This is a genomic window from Paenibacillus sp. FSL H8-0261 (assembly GCF_045040645.1).
Classification (GTDB): domain Bacteria; phylum Bacillota; class Bacilli; order Paenibacillales; family Paenibacillaceae; genus Paenibacillus_AQ.
The window spans coordinates 758,163-783,457 of sequence record NZ_CP150297.1 but is presented as its reverse complement, the minus strand read 5'-3'; the positions used below and the strand labels follow the sequence as shown (position 1 = coordinate 783,457).

The following is a 25,295-nucleotide window of genomic DNA, read 5'->3' as shown; positions in this document are numbered from 1 at the left end:
CCATTTCACTTACCTCGATGCTCTTTCCTCCCTTCCGAGATTCCGACACGTCATAGAAGCTTATAACATATGTCAATGTCCTTATAGTAACATTATGAAAAGTGGCCTTTCTTTCAAATAGATAATTAATGACATTGGGTATACACTTGTTGACATGAAGGCCTTCACGTCGCGTTTTTATAGGTATAAAGATAGCGCTTACCTCCTAAGGTCCTACCTATTTTCTATCAATGTCCTCTAAACAATCCGCCACATAAAAAACGCAACCCCTCGAGGCTGCGTCGTGTTTATATATGGTGGCGCCTAATTACTGCGGCGTTCTACTAAATTGATGCCCTATCCATAACCGAACGGATGCTTTTTGTACTCTAAGGGGCTTGAGCCGACTCTATTTTTGAACACACGACTAAAATAGTACTGGCTCTTATACCCTACCTTCACGGCCAGATCCCCGATTTTGATATTCGGCATTACGTCATCCAGAATCTCCTTCGCCTTCGATATCCGAAGCTCGGTGACATAGTCAAGGAATGAAGCACCGATTTCTTGCTTCATACGCTTGCTAAGATAGGTTTGGTTGATATGAAATAGCGCTGCTACTCTAGTAATAGACAGTTCCGGATCCTGATAATGACTGTCAATATACTCGATCACTTTTTGGATAAGCACTGTTCCATCCCCTGTATACCCGGGAAGCCCCAGCTCCTTATCCACCCTGCTTTCATGTGAATGCAAAGGATATTTTGCCTGAAGATGCTCATCGATCCGATGAAGCAGCTTGTTCAGATCACTCTTCGGCACAGGTTTCAATACATAATCGAATGCTTGCAGTTGCACGGCTTGACGCGCATATTCAAAGTTATCGTAGCCGCTGATGATGACAACCAGAACCGACGGACAGCGTTCGCACAATATATTTATCAGATCGAGCCCATTCATATTCGGCATGTTGATGTCCACAAGACATACATGTGGTGGGGCTTCCTCCACCATATTCAATGCTTCGTTTGCACTTTTCGCTTCTCCTGCAACTTCAAAAAGATACGAACTCTCCTCAATGTATTGTCGCAAACCTTTGCGAATGATCGTTTCATCATCGACGATGACAATCTTCCACATCTTCATTCCACTCCCCGTCCAAAGGTATTCGAATGACCATAACTGTAATGCCATCTTCGTTCTTCACTGCAAGGCCATATGGCACCCCGTAAGCTAGTCGAATGCGATGGTTTACACTGTATAGCCCAAAGCCCGTGGCAGAACGATCATATTTATCATCAAGAAGGGCTTGATTCATCTGTTCAAGCTTCTCTTCAGGAATCATAACCCCATTATTTTCAACCTTAATGACCAAATAATCGACCTGTTTATATGCTGTAATCGAAATTTTGCACTTTTGATCCCCAAGTGGCTTAATCCCGTGATAAATCGCATTTTCCACCAAAGGCTGCAGCATGAAGCGAACGACTTGGCACTGAGCAAGCTTTTCATCATATCGAAGCTCGTAGTCCAGAATCTCCTCATATCGCACGCCTTGAATATGAAGATAACTCTCGACATGGTACAACTCCTGATCAAGCAGAATGTAGGGACTGCCTGTGCCAAGCCCTACTCGGAAATACGCGCTAAGCGCTTCCACCATCTCCACCACATTGTCTGCTCCATGTTCCATTGCCATCCACTGGATCGTATCCAATGTGTTGTATAAAAAGTGTGGCTTGATCTGCTCATGAATCAGTCTGAGTTCCATCTCCTTTCGGTCCTGCTCCACAGCGTATAATTGAACAAGCATGTCATTGAAGCTTCGCCCAAGATCGCCGATCTCATCCGAGCGCGTAACATCTGCTCGTATGGTTTGGTTGCCGTTCTGCACATTTTCCATTACCTGGCGAAGCGACTGAATTGGACGAATAATGGAAGAAGCAAGCAGCATCAGAAAGACGATAAACGCACTACCGATAAGAACGCCTACCAGCAATGCAGTCCGCTGGGTTTTGATCACCGCTAGCGATAGACTTGAATTCGGTACTTCGAGTACTAGCTTCCAGCCTTCCACATTTTGAATTGGAGCCTCAAATACACTCATGTTCTTCTTATCTGCTGCATCCTCCGCTCCATCTCCTTCACCCAGCTCTCTGCAATCGATGATAAGCTGGCCTGACTGGTCATATAGCATTACATCTTGAGCAATCTCCTTCATCTTCTTGACGGAGACGGCTGCGGCAATATAAGCCACCTCATCATTCACCGATGGATTCACGCGATAGAGAATGACGACGATTTCAACTGCATTCGCTTTGGATACGATCGGATTGCTCACCACATAATTGGAATCTGAATTCAGCAGTTTTCGATAGTAGGGTCGGTTTAGTATCGAAAAAGGCTTGTCCCTTGCTGACCAGGAATTTCCGTGAATATCCACCACGCGTATGGATTCGTACTCTACTTGCTTCTTCGCCTCGAACTTATCGATCTCTTGCAGCAATTCATCTCGTGTCCACTGATGGTCCGAAGCTAGAGAAGCAAGCATGTCTATCTCTCCAATGCGCTGATTAAACCAATAATCGATCTGGTCGCTGCGTGCATTAACCACTTGCTGCGTTAAGTTCTTATTCAAAGGGACAACCGTATGGTTCATCTCCAAATATATTGTTACAAGCAATGCAATGAACAGCAGCAAGAAGCAGCTTCCTGCGATTAACGTAATTTTTAAGTGAATTGTTTTCATTGTAATCATAGCCCTTCACAATATCCGTTTCTTACATGCCCGAAAAAGACAAAAAAACGCTAATCTGTGCAAATACATAATGCTGTACTAAATCTATAATAGGTCTTGTGCATATTTTCACATGAAATAACATTCATGTCTAGGCTAGAGATAAAGGATTTGCCTAGCAAATCTTCCTCTCCCTAATGTATGTAACCAATTCACAACAGAATGAAGGAGATATTATGCGAACTCACACGAAAAAGCTGTTATCTATTCTACTAGTCCTCAGTCTTATGTTCACGCTTGCTGCCTGCGGCGGTAAAGATGCAGCACCCGCTGCAGATGCAAACGGAGTTCAAGTCTTTGAAGGAGTTGGGCAAGGTAAACATGGCGATATTAAAGTACAAGTTTCCTTATTAGATAACAAGATCACTGACATTAAAGTAACAGAGCATAAGGAAAATGAAGTACTTGCAGAACCTGTTTATACGCAGCTCAAGCAAGATGTCATGGCAACTAACAGTGCAAAAGTTGATGCCGTTAGCGGATCTACGGTTACAAGCAAAGGATATCTCGAAGCCATTCAAGATGCAATTACGAAGTCTGGACTTACCCTTGTCGCTGGCGCTGCAGTCAGTGGAAACAAAGACAAAGAAGAAGCCGAGCAAACCTATGATGTTGTCGTCATCGGTGCCGGGGGTGCTGGCTTTAGTGCGGCTATCGAAGCGAACAGCGCTGGAGCTAATGTAGTTCTGCTCGAGAAAATGCCAGCTGTTGGCGGCAACACATTGATCTCCGGTGGTGAGATGAATGCGCCGGACAACTGGGTTGAACGTGCTCTAGGCATCACAGATGACACGGCTGAATTGTTCTATAATGATACGATGAAAGGCGGAGACAACCTCGGGGATCCAAAGATGGTTCGTATTCTTGCCGACAATGCTCTAACATCTGCCGAATGGCTGCGCGATGAGATCAAGGTAGAGTTCTTACCTGATCATCTGTTCCAATTTGGAGGCCATTCCAGAAAACGTGCGTTGATTCCTGTAGGTCATACAGGTGTTGAATTGATTACTAAGTTAAAAGCCAAAACAGACGCTGATCAAATCACGATCAAAACGAATATGAAAGCCGAAACCTTGCTGAAGGATGAAAGCGGCAAAGTAACCGGTGTAACTGCGACTTCGGGTACTGGCGACAAGATCACATTCCATGCGAACAAAGGCGTCATCATCGCTACCGGTGGTTTTGGATCCAATGTAGAGATGCGTAAAAAGTATAACCCTAAAATGGATGAAAAATATATGTCTACCGATACACCAGGATCTACAGGTGACGGTATCGTTATGGCAGAAACGATTGGCGCCAAACTGACAAACATGGAGAGTATTCAAACGTATCCAATCTGTAATCCTGAGACAGGTGTTATTTCCCTGGTTGCAGACTCCCGCTTCGATGGTGCGATCCTGATTAACCAAGAAGGCAAGCGCTTCGTTGAGGAATTAGAACGTCGTGACGTTATTTCTAAAGCAATTCTTGCCCAAACGGGCGGATATACGTATCAATTATGGAATCAAGGCATTGAGGATATCGGTAAAACGATCGAAGTTCATCAAGACGAATACGATCAGCTCGTTAAACAAGGCTTGCTCTTTAAAGCCGATACGATTGAAGAGGCGGCTGATTTCTTCAAAATTGACGTGAACACTTTGAAAGAAACGATTAATAAAGTTAATGATTATGCGAAAACAGGTAAAGACCTTGATTTCAAACATCGCGGTGGATTGAAATCTCTTGAAAAAGGCCCTTACTACATCGAAAAAGCTGTACCATCCGTTCACCATACAATGGGCGGATTGGTGATCGACGAGAAGACTCGCGTATTGAATGAAAAAGGCGAAGTCATCCCTGGGCTGTTCGCTGCAGGTGAAGTAACAGGGGTCATTCATGGTGCAAACCGTCTTGGCGGTAATGCCATCGCTGATATCTTCACGTTCGGCCGGATTGCAGGCAAACAAGTTGTAGCAGAGTAATCTTATGTTTGTGTAACTGCTCTATTAATAAGTTAGTCTTAAAAACGTGCAAGATAGTTTGTAGAGTGTAGGTCGACTGCTAACTTTCAAGTTGCCCTCTATGACATAGCAAACCGCCCTGTCCGCAACATTGCGAACAGGGCGGTTTTTTATGGTGGAGCCTAGGGGCTACGCTCGTCTAACTCGCGGCTCTTTTATCGTTCTCCGTTAGTGGAATTAATATTGTCCATTTCTTTCCTGGTACTATCACTAGAACTATAGCAATTATTTAGTGTCTACTTGACAAGGGTTCCTCACCAACAAAGCTACCGATTCTACGTGTACTGTATGCGGGAACATATTATCCTGGGATGTGCACTGTAGCAATCCACGGAAACCTTGATATGACGGGCTTTTCCCAATGACCTTCCGTTCTGGATGGCTGACTTCGGCACGTTTCTGTTGATGTTTTACATCAATTTTTTGAATACATGAACTTATTGCAACCAGCGATATAGTTGGGATAGGTGTTTAGGAATAATCCTTATGAAATATGTAGTGTTCCCGACTTCCGTATGATTTATTTAGTTCGCTTATGGTTTTTAGTGATTGTTTACGTCCCCAATTAGTGCCTTATAATAATTTTAATTATTCCCACATACCACATGGATGGAGTATCCAGTGAGAAGAAGTTATACGGTACTCTCACCACTGTCGTCCAAGTATACCTCGGGCCTTTAAATGTTTTTGTAGTTCTGCCCTTATCTCTTCTTGTTTTTGAGGCTTCCTACAGAACTTCTTATTTACTGGAACTCGAAGTGATTTTCTTCTGCCTTCCCTAAAATATGATTTTTTAAACGCTGTCTATTTCCTTCATCACTAAAAAAAATATACGCAGCTATAGTTTTATGCCAACCTCTTTTATTTCTTACTGCACTAGGCATGCCCAAGAATCTTCCTATTTGATCAAGATCGATATCATAAAATTTTTCTAGATCTGGGTCGTGTACTACAAGCTTAATCTCATCTCTAGCCTCTGCGGCTTTAAGGTAGTGTGTTATTGCTACTGCATGTTTAAATAAGGTAGCCTCTTCACGAAGAGGAATATCCCCATCAATAATGACAATAACTTCTTTCCTTATTTTTAAGAATAATTCTACAAAGAAAGGAATAAAGGCCTTACCATTGGGATTAAAAACTTCAAGTGAATTATCAAATTCGTTCTTCAAAGATGCCAATGCAGTTATATCAGAGTCCCCTTCGACAATAATCACTTGCTTATAAAATAAGCACCTATAAAATTCATCACTTTTTAAATTTTGCTCAATAAAACTATCGAATGCGTGGCGATGATTTAGTAAATTTAATTTGTATTGAATTGAAGAATCGATTTGAATATTTGGTTCCTCTACCCTTATATTCTCAATTTTATCCGAAGTCATTCTATATAATTCTATCACTTCATCTTCTAGCACATTGAATTTCGAGTGATTACTAAAGAAAATTATATCTTCTAGATTAACTTTTAAAATGTTGAGTAACCGAGAATTATGCGTTGCTACTCTTACAACAAAATTACATTCAAGCAAGATACCAAAAAATTCGGCAATTACTTTTAAAAATTCTTCATCCAGAAAATTTTCCGGTTCATCGAAATAAATAATCCTTACATGATTTAAGTTGTAACTAGTGAATATTGACATCATATTAAAGAGCTTTTCTTGCCCCTTGGATTTCTTTTTAAATAGGTTTAATTTTCTCATAATATCTTCACAAAAGGAAATTACTCTAAAGACTCTGCCAGATATATTTTCCTGTTCTGACTCTCTGCCTGACTGACCACGGGAACCCTCGTTCAAGTAGTTGTAGGACATATTTTGAAAATCCACAGAAATTTTATTCATCTGTTTTGGAATTATGGGCATACCATCTTCAGTAATTAGGAATGCCCTTTGTTCTTGTTCTTTTAATGCCTCATTTAGCGCATAAGTTTTACCAGAACCATTCATTCCAACTAAAAATCTTATTGGTTTTGAAAAATCATTTATTGGGTTCATTTTTATACTCCATTTGTATCGCATAGCAATACTTTTGGTAGAGTAGCTTTAAATCAACAGGCTCCTCTAAAGTACAGCCCTGTCGAATACTTATTAACCGCTTTACATCATCTGCACTAGCATTAAATCTCTCCAATTTAATACTAGTTAGCGCTTCAATTTTCAGAATGAAATCTTTCAAATCCTCTTTATGTTTTGGTTCTATAAAAGTAAGACTTATATCTATGGCTCTATTAAAAGCTCTCTCTCTGATCAGATTAGCTAATGAATATTCTGGAGATAATTTTTTATCCCAATTCCAATCGACCTCTAACTGCATCGAAGACATAGCTTCGCTAATAATACCCTTTTTATACTCAGGCACAAAGTTAAACGGATCTATTTTATCTTTTACCGATGTGGGTAATTTATTATATTCCGCTTCCCAAAAAACAATTTTGTCTCCGAGAACGTCTACTAAATAGGAATTCTCAATGTTACTTTTATCTACCATTTGTAAATCATAAAAATAATAATACTCTTTAAGTATATTTATAACCTCTGGCTTAAAACATATGAACCCCTCAATTGTATCACCGTTATAATGACTAGAGTTATGCATTCTAGGCTTCAAGTCTATCAAGTCAAGCACTTGAATATTTCGATTTTCCCGCTTGCTATTACTTTTATATAATGGGATTTTAATACTTCCTAGAACAAAAACCGAACTTTCCCCTCTATCAATTTTTATGTAGGCTTCAGACGATTTAAATATATCAGATTTAGTTTTTTTTATGTGATCGCTATGAGTCCGATATTCGAATTCAGCCACCAACTCAAACTTCGGATACATATTGCTCTTGGGGTCATTGATATAATTATTAAAGATTTTCTTTAGAATTAATAATTTAAGATCATTTGTAGACTTTAAAACAGGTATGCCTTGTATATTTGAATATTCATCGTTACAAAATGCATTTACATAATTCGAATTAGTATATTCGTATTCATTAATCTCGTCTGATACGAGTAATGGGTTCAACTGATATAAACTCCTCGATTTATATTTTCTGTAAGTTATAACATTATGGATGAAAGCACTATCATTCATTGTATTATCGTATTTAGTTGGCTCTTCCAAATGAAATTCCATGTTATCTTTTAACCAAGTAGCATTTATCTCTATAGATTGGTGTTTTAAAACTAGTTTCAAATAAAAATCTTCTCCGTGATCAGCTGTAAAATTACCTTCTTCAATTATTGCTGGTAAATAATCATCATCTTCAAAACCTTTAAAGATCGATGCAATTTCTTGAATTATTTTTGGAATAGTATTTGTTTTTTTTATTTGATCTAGATATTTCATATGTTGATCACCGCCTAAAAAAAGATGGGTTTTAAGCTTCTTAATCAATTGGATTGTCTGAACAGATACCACAACACAATTAATTCCTCAAACGACTGCCTAACAAATTTTATAATATAAACAAAAGCTCCTGAGTATCAAATTCACTTACCACAACATCTTTTATATTTATCCCCACTACCACATGAACATATATTATTTCGTCCGATTTTTTTAGCCCCAGTTTGTTTTTTAAATGATGCAATTCTTGATTCAGCATATTCGACAGACTTTCTTGCAATTTCCTCCTTCCTTGCATCTGGTATATTATCTTTAGTTAGATAAGAAAAGTCGACTTCATTCAGTACGCCATCTCTTGAATAAGTCAGATAGAGACCTAATCTTTCATTATCATTTGTTCTAAGTAATGTAGCCAGTATATAGTCATTGACATACTCATTTGAAAAAGAAGTAATGCCTTCTTGATTACAGGCAATGGTTATCTTTACTTCCCCGAATAAGCTCAACGGTATTAATCTTCCCGTTTCACTTTGCCTTCTTAAAACAGTTTTAAGTTGTGCTTCTATCTGTTCTCTTGTATCACCGTCCATATCCAGAAGAGAACTCACAACTTTACATCTTCCTTTTTTAGCTTGATTATCCAAAATTCTAATAATTTCTTCAATCATGATTGGGATTTTTTGTTTTGGTTTATCAAGTACTTCTTCATCAAATATTAACTTCACAAAGTAGTTATCCAATTCTTCACGATACCCTTGCCAGAATTATTATTTTTGACGACCATCTTATAGTCATTGAAGTTAAAGCGGGGGCTTTTACTTATACACCACCTAGTACGGATTTTCCTGCTTATATTCAGTCAATAAAGACTCTTATTAAAAGTCCACGGGATCAAGCTAAACGATTTATTGATTATTTGTTTAGTGAAGAGACAGTTACAGTTTATGATGAACAGCATAATCCAATACGTAATCTAAGAAGTGCGGATTTTAGACAAGTGACCATATGCGGTATTACAATAGATAATTTTAATTCTTTTGCCGCTAGAGCATCAAAACTCACCCCACTGGGGGTTGAACTTGACTTAACTCCAGTCTGGAGTATCTCAGTTGACGACTTAAGGGTTTGTTTAGACTATTTTGAATCTCCAAGTAAGTTTACTCACTTTATTGAACAAAGATATAAAGCTGCTCAATCAGAAGAAATCGAATTATTTGATGAACTAGATCATTTGGGTATGTATATCAAGTATAATCAATACGTTACTAGAGCAAGAGAAAGTGGTGGACGTCGAGTCTTGTGAAGTTGTTATAAAAAGTAGGAACAAACTAGGCTTATGCCTAGTAGGTTAATGATTTTAGGCACTTAAGTTTTTAGCGGTAGATGTGTTATTATCATGTTCGAGGATTATATTTGTTTTACCATCCTGCGTAATCAGCTCAGGTTTTTCGGTTCTTTCCTGTATTTTAACTTGAGTGTTATTTCCCTCTGTATTAACTGGTAGGTTTAATACCTTATTTGCAAAATCCATTATTTTATTTAAAACCCCCATAATGAACTCAGTACTATAACCGGCTGCAAACATGAGTATATTTATTTTAGATATTCCTATAATTTCATCATCCTTGTATAAAAACAGACTCATAAATACCACTGGAAATAGAATTGCCATCAATAATCTAACTTCCTCATTCTTGTCCAATGCTCTCGAGAACACTCTTGATATTGCACCGATCATCCCTATAAGAACATATGAAAAAAGATTAAATATATCTTCCGATATAAAATTAAGCCAACCTATATCTGAATTGAAATGTACACCCGATCTATAAAAAATAGTAACTACACCATAAAACAAAATGCCATAAGCTGAAAAGTAAAAGGCCCGATTATCTTTTTCCTGCTCAAAATTTTTTATCTGTTTCTTTAGTTTTATAATTTCATATTGAATCCTAATGAGTTTTCTTACGCTAATTTTTTTTTTAATTAACTTTATTTCTATTTTTTCACACTCTTTAATATATTTTTTGCTGTATGTACTTTCATCCTCTAATAAAATCTTAAGTTGTAAAACATCTTCAATTAATTTTTCTTTGGTTAAATTAGACAATATAGTCACCCCGAAATTCAATGTTTAACTGTTCCATAAACTAATTAAAATTATCCTAGCACAGGTTCCCTAGGATGATATTAAACATCAGCAATCTCCATGCTTTCCTGACTTCATTTCCAGATTGCTCTACTATAATCTACAATGCGACCTGCCAGATCCTAGATAGTCTACATGATTTTTTTAGATCTATACGACATAATTACTGATCAATCATCATTAAGCTACGACAAGGACTATGACTATTCTTAATAGAAATGCTTGAAATTAATTAACAAACAATCTTAGCCGTCTATGTCCGATAGTTCCTGGAAAAGCCCCGCAATTCCAGGTTTGTAGTTTATACTGCGGTAGTGCTCAATACTTCCATTATCCTTCGGGTTAACCCATAGGATACTACCATCTCGCATATCATGCCTCAGTTCGACGTCAAAGAGAAACTTTTCATAAAAATGCTGATTTCGATCCACATGACTCCAGTCCTTGGCTGATATCCAACCATTTATGTACTTAATTGGATAAGGGAATTTCTCTATTAAAAGAAACATAGCCCTCATAAAAGAAGAACCATATCCATTATTAGCATCCTTTTCTTCAATGCGGAGATCAGCAATCTCTAATATTTCGAATTTCTTTTTATAGGAAAGATACATTGCAGGAGTAAATGAGCTTTGTCCTTCCTTAGAAAAAATACGGCTACGGAGTGCCAAGTTAAGCTCGTCTTCGCTGACCAGCTGTCGATAAATTATAATTGTTTCTCCATATTTGGTTAGCTCTGTGAGGATAACCTCGTTTTTCAATTGTCTTAATTTTTCAATTAAATATGAAATTTCAAACGTTACGTCGCCTTTTCGCTGAAGCGGAGTTTTAATTTTCGCATCAGGCAGCAAGTCATCAGAAACTATTTTAAATAAATCAAACATCACTTACCTCCATCTGATTCAGAATTAGAAAAGACCAAAAGACCAAATAGGATAGGGACCATCTTCTTAAATTTATCTTATTATCCTCGAATTTTCATGTTGTCTGAAAAACCATCGAATAACTTGAGAGGACACTACTTTTAAACATTTTGCAAACGCCTCAAGTTGATCACTTGGGCATTCATTACCTTTTACCCGATAGTTGGTCTTTGCGTGTGCAATTTTATTTCTTGTATCTGATACTGACATTGCTAATTCATTAAGAGCATGCTTCTTTTCATCCTTACTACTATTTATAGTTATCTTCGCAAAACTTTTCAAATGAGGGGGTATTGATGATATTTTTATAATTTCCACTAGATCACAACATGTTTCAATTGTTAATCGAATTGCTTCTTTATCTTTCTTATAACTTCCTAAATCTTCAAATGTCTTTTCTAATTCTAAAACATAATCTGCGTCAGGACTCAGCGCTCTTGGACTATCTAGCTTATTTAGTACCGTATCAAGCAACTCTTTTTTCACAACCGTTTGAGAAACAAATTCAATTACTTTTGTATAAGATAGTATCAAAAATTCCGGATCATCTATTTGTGCTGCTGAATTAAAAATTGTTAATACGTCATTTATTCCTCTGCCTCTTACTAGCGGGCGAAGGCGTCGTTTTTCTTCAGCCGCTGTTAACTCACATTCTTCTCCCCCCCAGTAATCAACTCGAGGAGAAGTGAAGAGATCTATATCATAAGAAGTGCTGAGCTCATAAATATATGACTGCACCAACTCATCTATAATCATTTTATCTATTACAACCTCTGACTCTGACCTCATTTCAATAAATAAATCATCATAATAAATTGGAGGTGAATGCTTGTCGTAATTGTCCATTTGGGTAATTAATAATGCAAAATTCGTTAATCCCTCAACAAGATCAAACTGTATTAATTGTTCATTTATTGAAAGTGTTGTTTCAAATGAGTAAGGACTTAGGTTTCTGTATGCTTGTATCCTTTCTATATTTTTCGAATTCACCCTTACCAAGACATGTTCTGAACTTAAATATTTATAGTTATCTATAATGCTTGCTTTTTGAACTTCAGCTATTGCCTCAAAACATTCACCTAAGGTTAGCCCATAACCTTCCCCTGTATATGGTAGCTCAATTATAACCTCTGACTCATAATCAACTAATATTTCTTCATCTCCATAATCCTCCATTGAATCAAGGTCATAAAAATCATAATCTACTCTGTATTCTTTAAAATAAGCAAACAATTCTATTATTAAGTCATGTATTTGATCGTCTACAAATTTAATCATGAGTCCTCCTTGAAAGGGTTCATTACTTCCTTAAGCCAAGCACATCAGTCAGCTCCTATATGCAGGCTAAGACTATCTTTGACATTATGGATAATGATAATTTCATTAGGGATACCTCCTGTGCTAGAAAGAGGAATTCCTATCTCTTGATGACGTCCAGTTACATTATGTCTATTTGTAATTAGAACCGGACCATTCTTAGATTCAGCAATAAAACCTGTACCAGTTGATAGCGGTTGTCCATTAAGTTGCATTTGTAAAAATAAGGATTAACATGAGGGCTTTGCGATATATATTATTTTTCTTCCTCCGCATTTAGAAATATGCCGCATAACGTATTATTTACGAACTTTGTAAATAACTCCATATATAGAGTATTCGCGAAATTAATAGGCTATCCTGCCTGTTCAATTACTTAACCATCTATTCTGAACTCTTGGAAAAAAGTAGGCGAATAACTTAGCATTCTCCTACTTTTCCCACAAGACCATACAAGGTTTGAGGGGAGAGTTCCATTTAACTATAGCGGAGATTGGTTTTTTATGTTCTCACATCCGGACAACCTTTCCATCATGAGCGTCCCTACCTTTGGTTTCGACAGTTCATAAAGAAAAATGGCTTTCGATACATTCGGTTCCATGATCTCCGGCATACCTCAGCCACAATCCTGATTAACCAAGGCGTTCATGCTAAGATTATCTCAGAGCGGCTTGGACATGGGAGCATCGCGACAACCATGAATATTTATGGACACGCGCTCCGTACTGCTTACCAAGCTGCAACTGATAAATTCGAATCGTTTTTTATATCTGATGCTACACAAGGACAATAAGGAAGACTTACAGGCCCCGTCAGTGTTTACTGACGGTTTTTTTTAGCTTCAGGACCAAATCCATCTTGAAGGTTTATCTATTGTTATAACCTTAGTCCTTAGGGTAATAAGGCATCTAATGCAATGGATTACATTGCCCTCTAATTCGTCTAGAGTTGAAAATCCCTTGCTGAATTCATCTACTACAAAGTAATCCTCTAATACTTCTGCACTTCCAAAACCAATACAAAATGCATGTTACACCTATTAAACACCTTACCGATTGTAAAAAATAGTATTTATCACCTATAGTTTTAAGTATGATGAATAATATAGGTTGTAGACTAAGAGAATAGAGTATTAGACTACTGTATCTCGCAGCGAAAGGACTGGATAGCTCAATAATTTCGCGAATACTCTACAAATGGAGTTAATTACGGAATTTGAAAATACGACGTTAGTTAAACTGCAAAAAATAAAAAAAAGAAGTAATATAAAGAAAGAGGTTAATAAATGAAACATTTCTCTAGACTTAGTAGTGTTCCCATATACATTGACATTGCATTGGATAATTTTAAAATTGCAATTACTGCTGAACATGAAATTACTAAGATACGTAATAATAGTGAATTTAATCAAGACGAAAAAGATTATTATTTACTTGAACAACAAAGAGTGAGCCACAAACAGTCGATTACTACAGTTGTTTTTATATCAATGGCAATTGAGGCTTATATTTACGATTATTCTGCTAGAGAATTGTCAGATAACTATCCTAAAACATATTTAGACAAGTTAGATATTATCTCAAAATGGGTCATTATCCCAAAGCTAATTACAGGTAAGGATTTTCCTATAGAACGACAAGGATTTCAATTACTTAAAAATTTATTTGGATATAGAAATAAACTTGTCCACTTTAAATCAACAAATATAACATCTGACACATTAGAAAGTATTCAAGAAAAATCAGTTGATTCATTTGAAATGGCTTTAAAGGCAGTTGAAACATTAATTGAGCTGAGTAATGACTTGGCAACAATTGATAAAGAAGAACCTATAATGTTTTTGTTTGATTTAAAAGAATGCAAAAAAGTAATAGAGTATAAAAACGAATTAGTATAATTAAAGAAGTTGCAACATCAGCTATATAGAGTGAAATTAAGAATCTAACTTGCTTAACGAAATCCTTACTCCCAAGGGGTTCGTCCTTCGGCTGTCCATCATTCTTAAGTTCAGCTTATAGCAGTATATTCACGCATCGGGCATCCCCCCTTGGTCCGGCAGAGAATTTTAGGGACAGTAAAAGCTTGCCGGGCACACCCGACTTTGTCAGACGTCGTGAATACGGGCACGTATCAAAAATTTTTTTTTAAAAAAGGGGAGTCGCGAGTGGCATTAATAAATTTGCTTAGCTCTTTACCGGATACTTACAAACCTGCTCTTATAACATCTTCTACAGCTATTTTAGGAGCTTTCATTGGTGCAATTGTAGCTCAGTACTTATCTCATAGGCTTACTCTCAAAAGAGAGAGAATAAAACATTTGGGCGAAATATATTATAAATTATTTTCACCTATTGTTTTCGAAATCTATTCATATATTGATATTAGAACGCATTTTAGAAGAGGCCATGATATTAACCCAGATGTAAGTGAAGATTTAATTTTCAGTCAAATATTTAACCATGTGGAATCAAACTTAATGTATGCTTCTCCGAAACTAAAGAAAGCGTTTCATGAAGTAAAGAAATCAAAATATTCTTTTGATGGTTCAGGATTTATGACTCAAATAAATGAATTATTATTTTTGCTAACTATATTAGAAGACTTATATTCTCTTGAAAGTGACCTGAAAATATATGATGAAGAAAATATTAATGGGTTAATTAACAATAAGATCTACCTAATAATTTGGGCTTTAATATTATATATATCCTCAGACGAATCTCAAGCATTAGAAGTAGTTAAATACAAATGGTTATTGGATGATGCAAAGCTCAATGAAAAGAGCTATAAGTTCATAAAAAAACAATACGGTTTTTTTATTCTTACTGAACAAAAAAATAAAAAGAATACTTTTTCTGCATCAAATTTTATTCAATTTATAAAAAATGAATTGATAATAAAACAAGAAGATAAGGAAATGTTTGATGAGATTATTCAAAACAATATAGAAGTGCTTGATTAAGTTTCTCGAAAAAGATTGCAACTTCTATTAACAATATATTCACACCTACGAGACTAACTGCTCAAGCTCAGCCGGGAACTTTGTCTCCTTAAGCCTCTCTTCGTTGTGAATACAGAACGTTATCATATCCCTTTAAAAATGTTGAGAATAAGGAGGCTTCTAGTATGAATTTTTGGAATTTAAAATATAAGATTGAGTCATATCTGAACTTCATTAATAAAATCAATGTTAAAGGCGTAAGTTTTTATCGTGATAATACGACAAATTATGCTGAGTTGAAGATCGAGGCTCAAAATATTCAAGAAGCTGAAAGGCATGGAGAAATTAAGCTGAAAAATGTATTGAGAGCGATGGAATTTAGCTTAAACCAAAGGATTAACTATCACATAATTGATATTCAGCAGGAGAAAGGCAATGGAGAGACAATGCTAATGGGGACTTCGAATCTAGCTAGTACTGTTACGGTAAGAGTTCCATTTCCAGAAAACCAATTAGAGAATATCGATAATATTTTTATAGGGATCAATAACTCTGATGATATTGCAATTATAGCCTACCAGTCATATTTAAAGGGAATTGAAGTTGGGGAATGGTACAATGAAGCATTTCTTAATTTCTTTAAATCAATAGAAGTTATTGCAAATACGTATCTTGAGGCAGGAAAGAAAGAAAAAGAAATTTCCAGTGAAGAAGAACTAAAATTCTTAGTAGAAGAACTTCAAGAGTATGTAGAGTATAAAAAAGATGATCTTACTAAGCTAAAAAAGATTTGTTCTGACATACATAATCTCGGGTTTATCGAACTAAAAAAGAGAATCGATGTAGCCTTAATAGATCTAGATTTGAGTGAATACAGTGAAGAAACAAAAAGATTGGTGAATTTTAGAAATAAGTTTATAGCTCATGGAAGTAGTAACAAAATCATCAAAATTGAAGAGCTTGAGAAGTGCAAAAGCATTTCTAAAATGATGATCAAAAAGTATATCGAAAAAAATATCAGTTAACTGTGTATAGAGTTAATGCTAGAGCCACTACAGAAATTTGTTGATACTTCTCGCTACTTCTAAAGAATATTAAATCCCCTCCCGTCCCCTCTGAGGGGACGGATGATTACTTCCGTGCATCCAATACTCGCCGTGTGACAGGCTCAGCAAGCTTTGTTGGGCGCGGAAAAGTGTGCGTACAAATCAATTGCCTATCACGGTTAAATGGATGCTCCATGGTCTTGACAGACTTACTTCAGTTCTACTGCTAATCCCTTCTAACATCATGGCTCTATTTTATTAACATAATGGATCTGAAAAATTAACATCGTGGCCCTCCAGCACCGAAGTATCCAGTAACATCCGAAGGATTACAAATGATAACGATTTTGCCATAATGATAACTCTAAGAAGCTAACTACCAACGGACCTTAGACAGATTAATAGCATGCCGGGTGAATATTCGAAGAGGAAACGGCGGTGGCACTTGAAAGATTTAAGTCGTGGAAGTAACACATAACTTTGTATTCACTCAGAGAAATAAACCACGTTCGGCCAGAGATAAGAGGCGTTTCGTGACAATATCTCAAAAGTGTATCAACTTCATTTATCCTTATATTTATGCTGTAGCGGCTCCCCCCTCGCAGTCGCCGCCCCCTAGGAAATGTCTATTAATAAAAAAGTATCTGGCCAGGTCATTATTTTCAATTCAAAACTTCCATCGATTTTTATATTGGAGCCGATCTAATACTTTTTTTCTTTTAAATTGTTACACTCCCATCGATATTTGCATCTGATTCTGTACAACTGTTCAGAGAAAATAAAATATTAGACTGGCAAGCGTTTCATTAAGCTAACGGGCAGATTACGTTAATAACTCACCGAAGGAAGATCTCCGCCAGTTGCCCTGAAATCGAAATTACATGGAACCAAATCAGCTTTCTTTTCTTGGTAACCAATTCTGAATCAGGGATAATTAATAATATAAAAAATATCGACAAGGAGATCTAATATGTCAAATCAACCCTGGCGGCAACTTGCGCTAAGCACTACTATTACCGTTATCATTACTAGCATAATCACCACCATATTAGCGCAGGTAGTTTGGACTCTGCAAGACGCTAAGAACTCGGAAGGGAAAAAATGGGATAAGAAATTTGAGACTTTCACAAAAGTATCTGGGTCCTTAGCAGAACATACCACACTTCTCGGCTCAAAACTTAAATTCCAAATTGAACTTCACTCTAGAACAAAAGGTATAACTTTCTCTTCAGTCGAAGAGAAGTTGAAAATAGAAGAGCAATTAGAAAAGAGCCTACCATATGAGTACGATGGTCTGGTCGATTTCGATAAGAACCTTCCAAAACTTTATGACTCTTTTTTTACTGCCGAAGCAATTTTCGGAGATAGTACTGACCAAGCTCTAAGCGAGTATTTGAATTATACCGTAAACAAAGAACCTCAAGATTACATTGATTTATATCTTGCAACACTCAATAAAACCAATGCCACAATAGACATTAATGATTTGATAAGTCACGTATACAAAGAAACCGATACGTATAGACAACATGTTCTTACTGAAATGAAAAATGAACTGGGTTTATAATATTGTTTTTTAAAAGCAAAGCAAGGAGCAGAGTAAGTTGTTCCTTTTGTCGCAGCAGCTGCGCCGGCCGCCCACCTTCGCATATTGATGTTGATGTTTAAACAATCCCGTACGTAGGATCTCATTTGGATGTAGGGATGGACTCGATGAGGTTTAGATTAGATAATACGGGAAACTATAGTTGAACGAAACAAGGAACAGTTTGCCTCGGCAGCTGTTCCTTGTTTTATTAAGCAAAAGGGCAGGATAACGGAATGAACCATCGAATATCTTCTATCAAAGAAATCGAAATCATATGGAGGAAAAACAATGATTACTCCCCCAATAAATTCTAGATACGAAATCTCTTTTCCCACAGAATTACGAAAATACTTCACCGATGCACACCTAATAACCATAAAGAACAAATCAAGATCATCTGTATATCACATTAAAGGAACTTCTTAAAGTCACACCAAAAGATCAAATGTATTGTGAAGCCATAATGACAAAGTTTTTATATAATTTTGCAGGATGTCCAAAAGTAGTGCATTACATATCAAATGAAACAAATGATTATCTTGTAACAGAACGGTTAGCTGGTACTGATGCAGCAAGTGATGAATATCTTGAAGAGCCTGGGCAATTATCTGAAGTATTTTCTTTAAGCCTCTTAAAGTTACATCGAGTCAATACTGAGTATTGTCCGATCACGAACGGATTAGAAAAAATGGTTATACGTGCAGAGAGGAATTATAGTGAGGGCAGAGAGGAATTATAGTGAGGGCAGAGACGAAAAGGGACTTCTTAGGTATTTGGGATATACAAATATCAAAATTGCATACGAAGATATGATCTCTTTGTTCAAGGGTGCCGTAGAAGAAAGAGTTGTTATTCATGGAGACTATTGCTTGCCGAACTTAATACTTCAGGATTTTATTATGACAGGATACATTGATGTTGGGTATGGTGGTATAGGTGATCGCCATTATAACATTTTTTGGAAACTTTGGTCACTACAATTTAATCTGAGTAATGAAGATTATTCCCAGCAGTTTGTTAAGGCTTACGGCAAACATTTAATCGATCAAGATCGACTTCGTCTTTGTGGGCTTCTAATGGATCAATCTAAAACTTATTTTCAAAAGCTGACGATTTCTTCAATTCAAAAACCCGTTAAATCAATAACTCTAGTCTAATACTTTAATTTCACCGAACAACAACCACAAAAAAAGAAGACACAAAAAAATTTCCGGTGTCTTCTGTTCATTTAGGCTGAAATCCGGTGGATTTTTACATCAATTTCACATCAAGTCTATCCTTCGCCATCTGTACCATCAATGTTATTAATCTGTACCACTTTGGAAAACACAAGTAAGTACAGGGGTTTATTTCACTGTATCACTTTTCACCAACAACGCCACACTCTCCACATGCACCGTATGCGGGAACATATCCACCGGAGTTACCTCCACTGTCTTATACCCTCCATCTTCGAGCACCCGCAAGTCCCTTGCCAGTGTCGATGGATTACACGATACATACACCACACGCTCCGGCTTCATCGCCAGAATCGTCTCCAAAAGTCGTGGATCGCAGCCCTTACGCGGAGGATCGACTACGATAACATCTGCCGCAATCCCTTGCTCTTTCCAGTTAGGGATTACATCCTCAGATGCGCCTACCTCAAACACTACATTATCCATACCATTCAAAGTGGCGTTCGCCCGTGCATCTTCAATCGCTTCACGTACGATTTCTACACCGTAGACCTGCTTAGCATGCTGCGCAAGGAACAATGAAATCGTCCCGATGCCACAATAAGCATCTATAACAGTCTCGTTTCCCGTAAGTCCTGCATATTCCACAGTCTTACCATAGAGAACTTCGGTTTGAGCCGGGTTAACCTGATAAAAAGAACGGGCAGAAATCGCGAATTTCACATCGCCGATATAATCGTAAATAACGTCGTTCCCCCAAAGGGTACGTGTTGTATCACCGAAGATTACGTTCGTCTGCTTAGTATTCACGTTCTGGCAGATGCTTGTAACAGCTGGGATTTCATGACGAATCTCAGTGATCCATTCGTCCAGATGTGGGATGCGTTCGCCATTAGTGACGAGTACGACCATCATCTCACCAGTACGGAAGGCTTTCTTTACTACGACATGACGCAGTAAGCCGTTGCCGGATTCTTCATCGTAAGCAGTAATGCCGCGCTTCCGTCCGATTTCTTTCACCTTGCGCACAACGTCATCATTATCTTCATGCTGAATCAAGCATGTTTCCATATCGATGATCCGGTGGCTTCCTCTCGCGTAAAAGCCGCCCACAAGGCCGCCTTCGGTTACACCGATCGGCACCTGAGCCTTGTTGCGATATCGCCAAGGCTCGTCCATGCCCAGTGTTGGGCGGACGAGAATGCCCGCTGCCTGATCCGTTCCAGCGTCTCCGCCACCACCACTAACCCGGAGCTTCCCAATCCGCTCCAGGTTGTCCACCACCAGCTGCCGTTTCCACGCCAGCTGTGCCGCATAGTCCATATGCTGCAGCTGACAGCCGCCGCATTGGTCATAGATCTCGCAAGGCGCCGCGATGCGGGCGCTGCTCGCCTCTACTAAATTCAGCAGCTTGGCGTAGCCATACTGCTTCTTGGTCTTGAGCACCTTTGCCCGGACCTTCTCTCCGGGAAGAGCTCCCTGCACAAAAAGGGTAAAGCCTTCTACGCGGCCTACCCCTTCACCTTCATGGGTCATGCCGATAATATCGAGCATAACCTCATCATTTTTATTCACAGGCAGTCCGGCGACAGGCGCCTTGCCGACTGGGCGGCTGGTGCTGCGTCCACTGCGGTGTTTACTCATTATTTATTGTTCACTTCTTTCATTATCATCGCTGTATAAACCCAATTATCATAACTATATATCCCACAATAATCTTCAATCGCTCTTAGCTTAGTTATTTTCAGCAAAAATCCGCAAATGCTGTGGCAAAATCCGGAATCGCCCTGGCAATTCTCCACCCAGTTCGCCGTCCAAGTTCAATTGGACATGTCCTGGAGAGATTACATCCATCGCATCCGTACGGAAATAAATAACCTTCTTATCATTCAAATGCTCGCCACGAAGAGCCAATCTGACCAAACGGACAAACTCTGCCAGGTTGCATTTTTTAACCGCTATAACATCTAATAGACCGTCATCGATCCGAGCGCCGGGAGCAAGCTTTTCGAAGCCGCCAACAGAATTCGTATTTGCAATCAGGAACAGCATAAACTCATCATGAATAACTTCCTGCCCATTGGCACGAATGATTAGTTCCTGAGGAGATAGGCTGACCATTTTTTCAATACCTTTTAAATAGTACGCAAGCTGCCCAATCATGGTCTTCAGCTTACTAGGAACTTCATATGTCAGTTCGGTTAGGCTACCGCCGCCTGCTATATTAATAAAATAACGGTCATTTGCCTTACCGATATCAATCGGACGTGTCTCTTGGCGAATGATCAGATCACAGGAATCTTCCCAGTTCTTCGGGATCCCCATTGCACGTGCAAAATCATTAGTAGTACCAAGCGGCAAAACGCCGAGCGGGGGAAGATTAGGCTTCTCCGCCATACCATTAATAACCTCATTTAAAGTGCCATCGCCACCGGCTGCTATGATCAAATCATAACCGCGTTCTACTGCATCTGCAGCAGCTAGCATAGCATCGCCTTCTCCGGTTGTTGCATGGCAGGTAGCTTCAATGCCACCAATATCCAGCCGGTCCAAAATATCGGCGAGCCGCTTCTTCATTTCTTCCCGTCCAGAAGTGGGATTATAAATCAATCTCGCAGTTTTCATTACCGGAACGCCACCTGTTTTTATAATAGAATAACCTAATTGATTATACCTAATTCGGACCACTACAATCAATGTTAAAGGCCCTTTCATGCAAATATTCCATTATACAGCAATTAATGACACTAAGTTTAGAGAAAAACAACTATTTATATGTGTATGCAACAAATCCCGTATTATCCACGGATGTGGCCACTTTTTTTATGATTAAGTGTGCTCAAGGGTAGGTGCTTTATCGTTTCATTCGAATCTGTTCGAGGAGTGTCTCTACCTGTCTCTCAATCCAATGCGGAAGAAGGGGATGGGGCAGAAGCGTTTGACCAGAATACTTATAGGTTAACCCTTTAAGTCTGTTCGGAACCACATGCTTAGTAAAATAGCCTTCACTCAAAAAAAGCGGCGCCACCAGAACCTCGTGACCCTGCTCCTGCCAATACTCTACCTTGCTTCTTATACTATCCGGACTCAGCAGACCATAGTCGGCCGCCGCTACGCCACTTACCTCACGTACACGTCCCGCCAGCGAAGATATACCTTTCTGCCAGCGCTGCCGGAAGCCATCATAGACACTGCCATGGCCCACAAGCAAAATCGTCTCTCGCTTCGGTTCCGTAGACAGCTCACGTAGCTTGTCCCAGATCATTACAGCGATGTCCGGATCATCGTCGATAGGATAACCGTAGTGAACTTTAGCCTTCACTGAGAACAGCGCTAAATCCGTCTCACGTTCAGGCTCAGGTTTGGCGCCAAGTGCATATTCTATCTCATCGACATGTGTGCTTCCTGAGGAAACGAACAATGGGATCACAATAATATCTGTGATCCCTGCGTGTTCCAGCTCATTTATTCCATCTTGAATCAGACGGCCCTCTACCAGCTCTAAAAAAGAGACCACAACAGGAATCTCTTCACCTAGCGATAATCCGCTTACGGCTTCCTCTACGATTGAAACCCAAGCCTTATCGCGAGAACCATGACTGATAATAAGTACGCCCGGTACCATAAATTAGCGTCCCAAACGTTCCAGCGTTAATTTATATCCGTCATTGCCATAGTTCAGGCAACGTTTTACACGGGAAATCGTAGCTGTGCTTGCGCCCGTCTCTGCTTCGATCTGGTTGTAGGTGGAGCCTTTGCCGAGCATACGCGCTACTTCCAGTCGCTGCGACAGCGATTGAATCTCGTTCACAGTGCACAAATCATCAAAGAATACGTAACATTCTTCCATATTTTTTAACGTTAAAATAGCTTCAAATAATTGGTCGATACTTTTATCATTCAACTTCTTAAGTTGCATCAGCTTTTCATCCCCTAAAAGTTCTATCAGCATTAGTTTCTCTAATTAAGCTCCGTACAAAACTAGCTCCGGAAACATAAACCTCATGCGACTATCCTGCCTTTACTATATTGCACTGGAGCGCATTTTTCAAGCATTAACGATTTCACGCTGTAAAGAGTGAAATCGATGGACAAACGTCCACCCATGGCGCACACTCAATATGTACCAAACTACGTTTGTTTCTTCCTACATAAGAAATAGCACCTACACTATAGTACTACATAAGCGCCGAAAATCAAGCATGTACACGCTTTTTTCACTTCTTAAAGACGATTATAGGCATTCGCCCTTTTCCGCTCCTATCACGGGTAACCCGGGCATTCGTCTATACCGTATGTTCGCCCATGACATACAGTATAGCAAACCACTAACAAAGGAATGTGATATTATGCCTGATCATTACTATAATCATTCCCGCCGGAACCAGCGTTCACTGACCGATACTTATAATGCATCTGCTTACCCCGGGCTCAGTCCATATGCGCCTTCATCCCCCCCAGGAGAGAGCGGAATCCTTCCCGCTTTAGGAGCAGAAGCTGCCACTGAAACAGCTCTAGCGCTTCCTGCTGCTGAAGCTACAACAAAGGCAAGCGGCGGGCTTGCCGGATTGCTTAGCGGCTTAGGCGGTTTAGGCGGCGGGGGCGGAATCGGCGGGAATATGGAGCAAATCAAAGGTATCATCGACCGAATGGGCGGTATTGACGGGATCGTAAACTCCATGGGTAAAGTGCAGAAGGTGATGTCCGGCTTCCAGCAGATGGCTCCGATGGTTAAGCTCTTCATGGGTAGCTTCGGCAAAGGAAAAGGAGCAGCAGGCGCACTGGCAGCCGAAGAGGATGCCGCAATGTTCAGTCCGAGTCGGCGCAAAAAAAGACGCTCCACCTCTGGGCGTCGTAAATCTACTACAACCACACGCCGGCGCTCTACTCCCTCTACCGGAAAACGTCGCCGCAAATAGCGGTGACGTTTTATTTTTACTTAAACCATCCACTACGCCGGAACCATCTGAACATGCTAACACCCACCACCAGCATAAACAGCAGAACGCCAAAATACCCATACTTCCATTCGAGTTCAGGCATCACTACAAAGTTCATCCCATAAATTCCGGCGATCAGCGTCAGCGGCATGAATACGGTGGTGATTACTGTTAGTGTTTTCATGATCGAATTCATCCGGTTGGAGTTAAGAGAAATGTAGCTATCACGTAGATCCGCAGTCATTTCTCGATCTGCCTCAATCATATCCGACAGTTTTAACAAATGGTCATAGATATCGCCAAAATAAATCCGTTCCTCACCGTTGCTCTGGACATGCTGCGAATTCACGATCCGGTACATCAAATCGCGCATCGGCACAATCGTCCGTCGCATCTTGAGCAGCCTTCCGCGCACATTAAACACTTGGCTCATCAAATCCTCCACCGACTCACTGCCGCCATTGCTCTCCAGATCCGCAAGCTCGTCCTCTAAACTATAGAGGCATGGAAAATACTTATCTACCAGCTTGTCCATTACAGTATATGCAGCCGCCATCGGACCACCCGACCAGCCTTTACGACTATGTATTTCACGCTTCACCTGCTCCCAAGCTTCATTCATCTCTGTTTTTTCCTGATGATGATAGGACACGAGGTAATTCGCACTCAAAAAAAGGTCAATCTCTTCAGCATCCAGCGTCTCTTCATTCAGCGCATGCAGCACAAAAAACTGCACTTCCTCATAATGATCCAGCTTCGGCCGCTGTAGCACATGCATACAGTCCTCAATCGCCAAAGGGTGAAAATGAAAATAGTGATCCAGCAGCAGCGTCTCTTCTGCCGTAGGTGTAGCAAAATCTGCCCATATCCATGCATAATCCTCCCGCCGGATATCCTGCAAAGGTATGTCTGTCAGCACCTCACCTGTATGCGTCACCGCAAGTGTACGTATCATAAATGTTCCTCCGCTTCATCTTCTTCCACGCATCTATTGTACCGCAAGAAGTGGAGTCTTCCAAAAATAACAAAAAAAGAATCTCAGCCGAGAAGTCGTAGCTCTGAGGTTCCATTATTCTATAACGTCCCATT

Annotated in this window: 23 protein-coding genes; 10 read left to right on the top strand and 13 right to left on the bottom strand. The window is 39.1% G+C overall.

Annotation, left to right across the window (positions count from 1 at the left end):
* Positions 1–336 precede the first annotated feature (336 nt).
* Together MHI27_RS03475 and MHI27_RS03470 are read right to left on the bottom strand one after the other, a co-directional pair.
* Positions 337–1,119 carry a response regulator gene (locus tag MHI27_RS03475; protein ID WP_405175586.1) on the bottom strand — a complete coding sequence of 261 codons (783 nt, stop codon included), beginning with the start codon at positions 1,117–1,119 and terminating at the stop codon, positions 337–339.
* Positions 1,094–2,728, bottom strand: coding sequence for a sensor histidine kinase (locus MHI27_RS03470; protein WP_405175585.1), 1,635 nt, complete (start codon positions 2,726–2,728; stop codon positions 1,094–1,096). The genes MHI27_RS03475 and MHI27_RS03470 overlap by 26 nt, the downstream gene beginning before the upstream one ends.
* A 224-nt stretch (positions 2,729–2,952) precedes the next feature.
* Here MHI27_RS03470 and MHI27_RS03465 point away from each other — a divergent pair, with 224 nt between their 5' ends.
* Positions 2,953–4,743 carry a flavocytochrome c gene (locus MHI27_RS03465; RefSeq protein ID WP_405175584.1) on the top strand — a complete coding sequence of 597 codons (1,791 nt, stop codon included), beginning with the start codon at positions 2,953–2,955 and terminating at the stop codon, positions 4,741–4,743.
* 782 nt (positions 4,744–5,525) lie between these two features.
* Here MHI27_RS03465 and MHI27_RS03460 read toward each other — a convergent pair.
* The 3 genes from MHI27_RS03460 to MHI27_RS03450 form a co-directional block, all read right to left on the bottom strand.
* Entirely contained in the window at positions 5,526–6,779 is a 1,254-nt protein-coding gene (locus MHI27_RS03460) for a TOPRIM nucleotidyl transferase/hydrolase domain-containing protein (RefSeq protein ID WP_405175583.1), read from the bottom strand.
* Positions 6,763–8,124, bottom strand: a complete 1,362-nt coding sequence (locus MHI27_RS03455) for a hypothetical protein (protein ID WP_405175582.1) — start codon at positions 8,122–8,124, stop codon at positions 6,763–6,765. The genes MHI27_RS03460 and MHI27_RS03455 overlap by 17 nt, the downstream gene beginning before the upstream one ends.
* A gap of 143 nt (positions 8,125–8,267) precedes the next feature.
* A complete protein-coding gene (locus MHI27_RS03450; RefSeq protein ID WP_405175581.1) occupies positions 8,268–8,849 on the bottom strand; it encodes a YecA family protein in 582 nt (193 codons plus the stop codon).
* Here MHI27_RS03450 and MHI27_RS03445 point away from each other — a divergent pair.
* Positions 8,810–9,427, top strand: coding sequence for a hypothetical protein (locus MHI27_RS03445; RefSeq protein ID WP_405175580.1), 618 nt, complete (start codon positions 8,810–8,812; stop codon positions 9,425–9,427). The two genes, MHI27_RS03450 and MHI27_RS03445, sit on opposite strands and share 40 nt — an antisense overlap.
* Positions 9,428–9,481: 54 nt before the next feature.
* Here MHI27_RS03445 and MHI27_RS03440 read toward each other — a convergent pair whose 3' ends face one another.
* From MHI27_RS03440 to MHI27_RS03430, 3 genes are all read right to left on the bottom strand, one after another.
* Entirely contained in the window at positions 9,482–10,234 is a 753-nt protein-coding gene (locus MHI27_RS03440; protein WP_405175579.1) for a hypothetical protein, read from the bottom strand.
* A 284-nt stretch (positions 10,235–10,518) separates the two neighbouring features.
* Positions 10,519–11,157 carry an N-acetyltransferase gene (locus tag MHI27_RS03435; RefSeq protein WP_405175578.1) on the bottom strand — a complete coding sequence of 213 codons (639 nt, stop codon included), beginning with the start codon at positions 11,155–11,157 and terminating at the stop codon, positions 10,519–10,521.
* Positions 11,158–11,229: 72 nt separating this feature from the next.
* The gene (locus MHI27_RS03430; RefSeq protein ID WP_405175577.1) at positions 11,230–12,474 is read right to left on the bottom strand and encodes a hypothetical protein; all 1,245 of its coding nucleotides are present in this window, start codon (positions 12,472–12,474) and stop codon (positions 11,230–11,232) included.
* A 532-nt stretch (positions 12,475–13,006) separates the two neighbouring features.
* On the opposite strand from MHI27_RS03430, the gene MHI27_RS03425 reads away from it, so the two are divergent.
* The 7 genes from MHI27_RS03425 (at position 13,007) to MHI27_RS03395 (ending at position 19,245) form a co-directional block, all read left to right on the top strand.
* Positions 13,007–13,306, top strand: a complete 300-nt coding sequence (locus MHI27_RS03425; protein ID WP_405175576.1) for a site-specific integrase — start codon at positions 13,007–13,009, stop codon at positions 13,304–13,306.
* Positions 13,307–13,798: 492 nt separating this feature from the next.
* The gene (locus MHI27_RS03420) at positions 13,799–14,410 is read left to right on the top strand and encodes a hypothetical protein (RefSeq protein WP_405175575.1); all 612 of its coding nucleotides are present in this window, start codon (positions 13,799–13,801) and stop codon (positions 14,408–14,410) included.
* 267 nt (positions 14,411–14,677) lie between these two features.
* A complete protein-coding gene (locus tag MHI27_RS03415) occupies positions 14,678–15,475 on the top strand; it encodes a hypothetical protein (RefSeq protein ID WP_405175574.1) in 798 nt (265 codons plus the stop codon).
* Positions 15,476–15,639: 164 nt separating this feature from the next.
* Positions 15,640–16,479, top strand: coding sequence for a hypothetical protein (locus MHI27_RS03410; RefSeq protein ID WP_405175573.1), 840 nt, complete (start codon positions 15,640–15,642; stop codon positions 16,477–16,479).
* A 991-nt stretch (positions 16,480–17,470) separates the two neighbouring features.
* Positions 17,471–18,067: a hypothetical protein gene (locus tag MHI27_RS03405; RefSeq protein ID WP_405175572.1), complete on the top strand. Its 597-nt coding sequence runs from the start codon at positions 17,471–17,473 to the stop codon at positions 18,065–18,067.
* Between the two features lie 484 nt (positions 18,068–18,551).
* Positions 18,552–18,827 (top strand): hypothetical protein, encoded by a 276-nt coding sequence (locus MHI27_RS03400; protein WP_405175571.1) that lies wholly within the window; start codon positions 18,552–18,554, stop codon positions 18,825–18,827.
* On the top strand, positions 18,805–19,245 hold the full coding sequence (locus MHI27_RS03395) for a phosphotransferase (protein ID WP_405175570.1): 441 nt from the start codon (positions 18,805–18,807) through the stop codon (positions 19,243–19,245). Before MHI27_RS03400 ends, MHI27_RS03395 begins: the two co-directional genes overlap by 23 nt.
* A gap of 189 nt (positions 19,246–19,434) precedes the next feature.
* Here the strand turns inward: MHI27_RS03395 and rlmD are convergent, their stop codons facing one another.
* From rlmD to MHI27_RS03375, 4 genes are all read right to left on the bottom strand, one after another.
* On the bottom strand, positions 19,435–20,910 hold the full coding sequence (gene rlmD, locus MHI27_RS03390) for a 23S rRNA (uracil(1939)-C(5))-methyltransferase RlmD (RefSeq protein ID WP_405175569.1): 1,476 nt from the start codon (positions 20,908–20,910) through the stop codon (positions 19,435–19,437).
* A 90-nt stretch (positions 20,911–21,000) separates the two neighbouring features.
* Positions 21,001–21,891: a diacylglycerol kinase gene (locus MHI27_RS03385; protein WP_042184783.1), complete on the bottom strand. Its 891-nt coding sequence runs from the start codon at positions 21,889–21,891 to the stop codon at positions 21,001–21,003.
* 229 nt (positions 21,892–22,120) lie between these two features.
* Entirely contained in the window at positions 22,121–22,891 is a 771-nt protein-coding gene (locus MHI27_RS03380; protein ID WP_341127129.1) for a CbiX/SirB N-terminal domain-containing protein, read from the bottom strand.
* A gap of 3 nt (positions 22,892–22,894) precedes the next feature.
* On the bottom strand, positions 22,895–23,185 hold the full coding sequence (locus MHI27_RS03375; protein WP_019913624.1) for a YerC/YecD family TrpR-related protein: 291 nt from the start codon (positions 23,183–23,185) through the stop codon (positions 22,895–22,897).
* A 430-nt stretch (positions 23,186–23,615) separates the two neighbouring features.
* On the opposite strand from MHI27_RS03375, the gene MHI27_RS03370 reads away from it, so the two are divergent.
* The gene (locus MHI27_RS03370) at positions 23,616–24,185 is read left to right on the top strand and encodes a hypothetical protein (protein ID WP_076300204.1); all 570 of its coding nucleotides are present in this window, start codon (positions 23,616–23,618) and stop codon (positions 24,183–24,185) included.
* Positions 24,186–24,201: 16 nt separating this feature from the next.
* Here the strand turns inward: MHI27_RS03370 and corA are convergent, their stop codons facing one another.
* Positions 24,202–25,161 carry a magnesium/cobalt transporter CorA gene (corA, locus tag MHI27_RS03365; protein WP_042184779.1) on the bottom strand — a complete coding sequence of 320 codons (960 nt, stop codon included), beginning with the start codon at positions 25,159–25,161 and terminating at the stop codon, positions 24,202–24,204.
* Positions 25,162–25,295 lie beyond the last annotated feature (134 nt).